General features: G+C 68.6%; 5 protein-coding genes. 2 read left to right on the top strand and 3 right to left on the bottom strand.

Translation table 11 applies throughout. The features are described 5' to 3' along the window. Nucleotides 1-4: 4 nt before the first annotated feature. The 3 genes from JF781_RS27455 to JF781_RS27445 are packed head-to-tail and all read right to left on the bottom strand — an operon-like array spanning nt 5 to nt 2,558. Entirely contained in the window at nt 5-637 is a 633-nt protein-coding gene (locus JF781_RS27455; protein WP_003889255.1) for a vitamin K epoxide reductase family protein, read from the bottom strand. Beyond that, nucleotides 634-1,422, bottom strand: a complete 789-nt coding sequence (locus JF781_RS27450) for a thioredoxin domain-containing protein (RefSeq protein ID WP_047041144.1) — start codon at nt 1,420-1,422, stop codon at nt 634-636. The genes JF781_RS27455 and JF781_RS27450 overlap by 4 nt, the downstream gene beginning before the upstream one ends. Before the next feature lie 35 nt (nt 1,423-1,457). Continuing rightward, complete coding sequence (locus JF781_RS27445) at nt 1,458-2,558, bottom strand: alpha/beta hydrolase (RefSeq protein ID WP_047041146.1); 1,101 nt, start codon at nt 2,556-2,558, stop codon at nt 1,458-1,460. Between JF781_RS27445 and JF781_RS27440 the strand changes: the two genes are divergently transcribed. Further along, nucleotides 2,557-3,387: an aldo/keto reductase gene (locus JF781_RS27440; protein ID WP_040634844.1), complete on the top strand. Its 831-nt coding sequence runs from the start codon at nt 2,557-2,559 to the stop codon at nt 3,385-3,387. The two genes, JF781_RS27445 and JF781_RS27440, sit on opposite strands and share 2 nt — an antisense overlap. A 5-nt stretch (nt 3,388-3,392) precedes the next feature. After that, a complete protein-coding gene (locus JF781_RS27435) occupies nt 3,393-4,226 on the top strand; it encodes an aldo/keto reductase (RefSeq protein WP_003889251.1) in 834 nt (277 codons plus the stop codon).

Here is a 4,226-nt window from a genome sequence, read left to right as displayed (position 1 = left end):
ATCCTCAGAGCAGAGTGGACCAGTAACTCCAGAACCGCACCAGGCACAACAGGATCACCGCGGTGAACCACAGCGCCACGATCGACCAGCGCCAGGTGTGCAGCCCGCGCAGCACGGCGTTGCCGCGCTGCGGCTGCACCGCGATCGTCGTCACCACGACCAGCAGCGGGATGGTCATCGACCACACCACCATGCAGTACAGGCACAGCGCGCCGATGGTGAACACGCTCTGGTAGATCAGCCAGTGCACGAACACCGTGCCCAGCAGCGTGCCGACCGCCAGCCCGGCCCAGTACCAGCGGGGCAGCTGAACCCGGGCCACCGCGAGCACCCCGGTCACCAGCACGACGGTGAACGACACGATGCCGATCAGCGAGTTCGGGAAACCGAACACGGCGGCCTGCGGGGTGACCATCACCGAACCGCAGGACAGCACCGGGTTGAGGCTGCACGTCGGCACGTAGGCCGGGTTCTTGAGCAGCTCGACCTTCTCGATGGTCAGCGCCAGCGCCGACGAGAGGCCCACCACGCCGGCGATCAGGACCCACAGCGCGCTCAGCCTCCCGACGTGCACCCCACCGTGCTCGGGGCTGTCCGGCTCGGCCGGGGACACCTCCCCTGGCGCGCTCACGCTCATGGAGCGGGAGCGGGAGCGGGCGCCGGGGTCGTCGGATCCGGATTCGGCGGCGGCGCACCGGCGTCGAGCACGGGCAGGTCACCGACGATGCTCCTGATCTCGTCGATCAGCGCGTCGGGGGTCGTCGGCTTGTAGTCCTTGCCGTTGATGCGGATGGTCGGGGTGGCCTTGACCTCGGTCGCCTTGGCCATGCCCTTGACCATGTCGTCGTAGCGGCCCTTCTCGATGCAGTTCGGGACGTCGCCGACGACGCCGGCCTGGCGCGCCACCTCGGTCAGCCGGGCCTCGTCCGGGAACGGGCCGACGCCCTCGGGCGGCTGCTGGGCGTACAGCGCGGCGTGGAAGCGGCGGAACGCCTCGGTGTCGGCTTCGGCCACGCAGTAGGCGGCGTTCGCGGCGCGGGTCGAGTACCCCTGGCCGGCCCGGTCCAGGATCGAGACCATGTAGTAGTCGGCCGCCACGGCGCCGCTGTCGATCAGCCGGTTGATCGTCGGGCCGAAGGCCTTCTCGAAGTTGCCGCACGCCGGGCACAGGAAGTCCTCGTAGAGCGACAGCACGGCCTTGGGCTCGCCGTCGTCACCGGTGATGACGTCGCTGGACGCCACCCGGATCGGCTTGGCCTCACCCTCGCCGGGCTTGTCCTCCTTGGTCATGACGATGTAGAGCACCAGCGCGACGGCGAAGATCACGACGATCGCGGTCAACCCGATCTGTACGGCCAGATTGCGTTTCTTGTCGGCCGCCTTCAGGTCGTACTTCGGGGTCTTCTTCGGTTTCGAGGCCACGGGGACAAGCGTACCGGCGGCGTTTTCGCGGCCCGTCAGACGCCGCGCAGACGGGTGCGCAGCGCGCTGATCATGTCGGCGACCGCGGCCGCGCAACCGCCCCCGATCGGGAACATGTTGGCGAAGCCGTGGATCAGCGCACCGGCCTGCCGCAGGTCGACGGCCACCCCGGCGGCGCGCAGTGCCTCGGCGTAGGCCACGCCCTCGTCGCGCAGTGGGTCGAAGCCGCCGGTCAGCACCAGTGCAGGCGCGAGCCCGGACAGGTCGTCGGCCAGCAGCGGTGACACGACCGGATCGGTGATCTGCACCGACGCACCGGTGACGTACTTGTCGGCGAACCACTCGATGTCGGCCTTCGTCAGGAAGTAGCCGGAGGCGAACAGGGTCTGCGACCGGGTCTCGCCGCTGGGGTTGGTCCACGGGTAGATGAGCAGTTGCAGCGCCGGTTGCGGCACTCCTTCGGCGCGGGCGCGCTGGGCGACGACGGCGGCGATGTTGCCGCCGGCGCTGTCCCCGCCGACCGCGACGCGGTCCGGGTCGGCACCGAGTTCGGCGGCGTGCTCGCGCGCCCAGCGGTAGGCGGCGAACCCGTCGTCGGCGGCGGCGGGCGCCTTGTGCTCGGGGGCCAGCCGGTAGTCGACCGACAGCACGTGCACCCCGGCGTCGCGGCAGATCAGCCGGCACAGGTCGTCGTGGCTGTCGAGGTCGCCGATCACGAAGCCGCCGCCGTGGAAGAACACCAGCAGCGGGGCGGCCGTGTCGGCGGTGGATGTGGGCGGAACGTAGTGGCGGGCCGGGATCTCACCGTCCCCGCCGGTCACGGTGAGATCTCTCACCGCGGCCACCGGGATCGCCTGCCGGAACCCGCCGGACAGGTCGCGCAGCTGCGCCCGCGCCGCCGCCACGTTGTTGGTGCCACCGTCGATCCCGACCAGCTTCTGCCCGGCGAGCATCAGCTGCACCGTGGTGTCGAGGGTGTTGCCGTCCACCGTCACCGTGCGGCCCGCCAGCAGCAGGCGTTTCACCGGGTCGGGGATGCGCGGCAACGCGCGCAGGGTGACACCCGCCATCGCGGTGACGAGCGCCTCCTTGCGTCCCGGGCTGTACGCGCCGTCAGCTGGCAGACTCGCAGTCATGGCATCTCCCTTGATCACGCTGAATGACGGTAATGCGATCCCCCAGGTTGGACTCGGAGTTTGGCAGACGCCGCCGGAGGCCACCGAGCGCGCGGTTGCCACGGCGCTGGAGGCGGGCTACCGGCACATCGACACCGCCGCCGCCTACCAGAACGAACGCGAGGTCGGGCAGGCGCTGGCCAAGTCGGGTCTGCGCCGCGAGGACGTCTACATCACGACCAAGCTGTGGAACGCCGACCAGGGTTATGATAGCACGCTGGCCGCGTTCGACAAGAGCATGGAGCGGCTGGGCCTGGAGTATCTCGATCTGTATCTGGTGCACTGGCCGATGCCGAAGACCAACAAGTACGTCGACACCTTCAAGGCGTTCGCCTACCTGCGTGACCAGGGCCGGATCCGCTCGATCGGGGTGAGCAACTTCGAGCCCGAACACCTGCGCACGCTGATCGACGCCACCGGCGTCGTGCCCGCCGTCAACCAGATCGAGCTGCACCCGCTGCTTCAGCAGCAGGAGCTGCGTGAGGTACACGCCGAACTGGGCATCGCCACCGAGGCGTGGAGCCCGCTGGGGCAGGGATCGCTGCTGGCGAATCCGACCGTCACCTCAGTCGCGGAGGCGCACGGACGCACCCCGGCGCAGGTACTGATTAGGTGGCATATCCAACTCGGCAATATAGTCATCCCGAAATCGGTGACCCCCGAGCGGATTGTGAGCAACTTCGACGTGTTCGACTTCGAGTTGAGCGAGCAGGACATGGCGTCGATCTCGTCGCTCGGCGATGGCACTCGCCTGGGTCCCGACCCGAGAAATTTCGAGTTCACAGGGTAGGTGACATGACCTCCTCGTCCATTCCGACGGTCACGCTCAACGACGACAACACCATGCCGGTGCTCGGCATCGGCGTCGGCGAGCTGTCCGAGGCCGACGCCGAGCAGGCGGTGCTGGCGGCGCTGTCGGCCGGTTACCGACTGATCGACACCGCCGCCGCGTACGGCAACGAGGCCGCCGTCGGCCGCGCGGTACGCAAGTCCGGGGTGCCCCGCGAGGAGATCTTCGTCACCAGCAAGCTCGACGTCCGCGACCAGGGTTTCAAGAGTGCGCAGGACGCCTGCCGCAAGAGTGTCGAGGAACTCGGTCTCGGCTACGTCGACCTGTACCTGATCCACTGGCCCGCCGGTGAGCAGGGCAAGTACATCGACAGCTGGGGCGGGCTGATGAAGAACAAGGAGCTCGGCGACGCCAAGTCCATCGGGGTGTCCAACTTCCACGAGGAGCACCTGTCGAACGTCATCGACCTGTCGTTCTTCACCCCCGCGGTCAACCAGATCGAGCTGCACCCGCTGCTCAACCAGGCGCACCTGCGCGAGGTGAACAAGGGCTACGGGATCGTCACCCAGGCGTACAGCCCGCTGGGCGTGGGCCGGCTGCTGGACAACGAGACCGTCGTCTCGGTGGCCCAGGCGCACGGCAAGACCCCGGCGCAGGTGCTGATCAAGTGGAGCCTGCAGCTGGGCAACTCGGTCATCACCCGGTCGAGGTCGCCGGAGCACCTGGCGGCCAACCTCGAGGTGTTCGACTTCGAGCTCACCGACGACCAGATGGCCGCGCTCAACGGCCTGGACGACGGCACCCGGTACCGCCCGGACCCGGAGACGTACACCGGCTAG

Origin of the sequence: Mycobacterium sp. WUMAC-067 (assembly GCF_020217485.1) — a bacterium.
Classification (GTDB): domain Bacteria; phylum Actinomycetota; class Actinomycetes; order Mycobacteriales; family Mycobacteriaceae; genus Mycobacterium.
The sequence above is the reverse complement of the archived record's forward strand: the minus strand, read 5'-3'. Positions and strand labels throughout refer to the sequence as shown.

What these genes read in the sequence shown, in the direction of transcription:
- JF781_RS27455 (WP_003889255.1), bottom strand. Translation starts at nt 637, where the DNA reads ATGAGCGTGAGCGCGCCAGGGGAGGTGTCCCCGGCCGAGCCGGACAGC.
- JF781_RS27435 (WP_003889251.1), top strand. Translation starts at nt 3,393, where the DNA reads ATGACCTCCTCGTCCATTCCGACGGTCACGCTCAACGACGACAACACC.
- JF781_RS27445 (WP_047041146.1), bottom strand. Translation starts at nt 2,558, where the DNA reads ATGACTGCGAGTCTGCCAGCTGACGGCGCGTACAGCCCGGGACGCAAG.
- JF781_RS27440 (WP_040634844.1), top strand. Translation starts at nt 2,557, where the DNA reads ATGGCATCTCCCTTGATCACGCTGAATGACGGTAATGCGATCCCCCAG.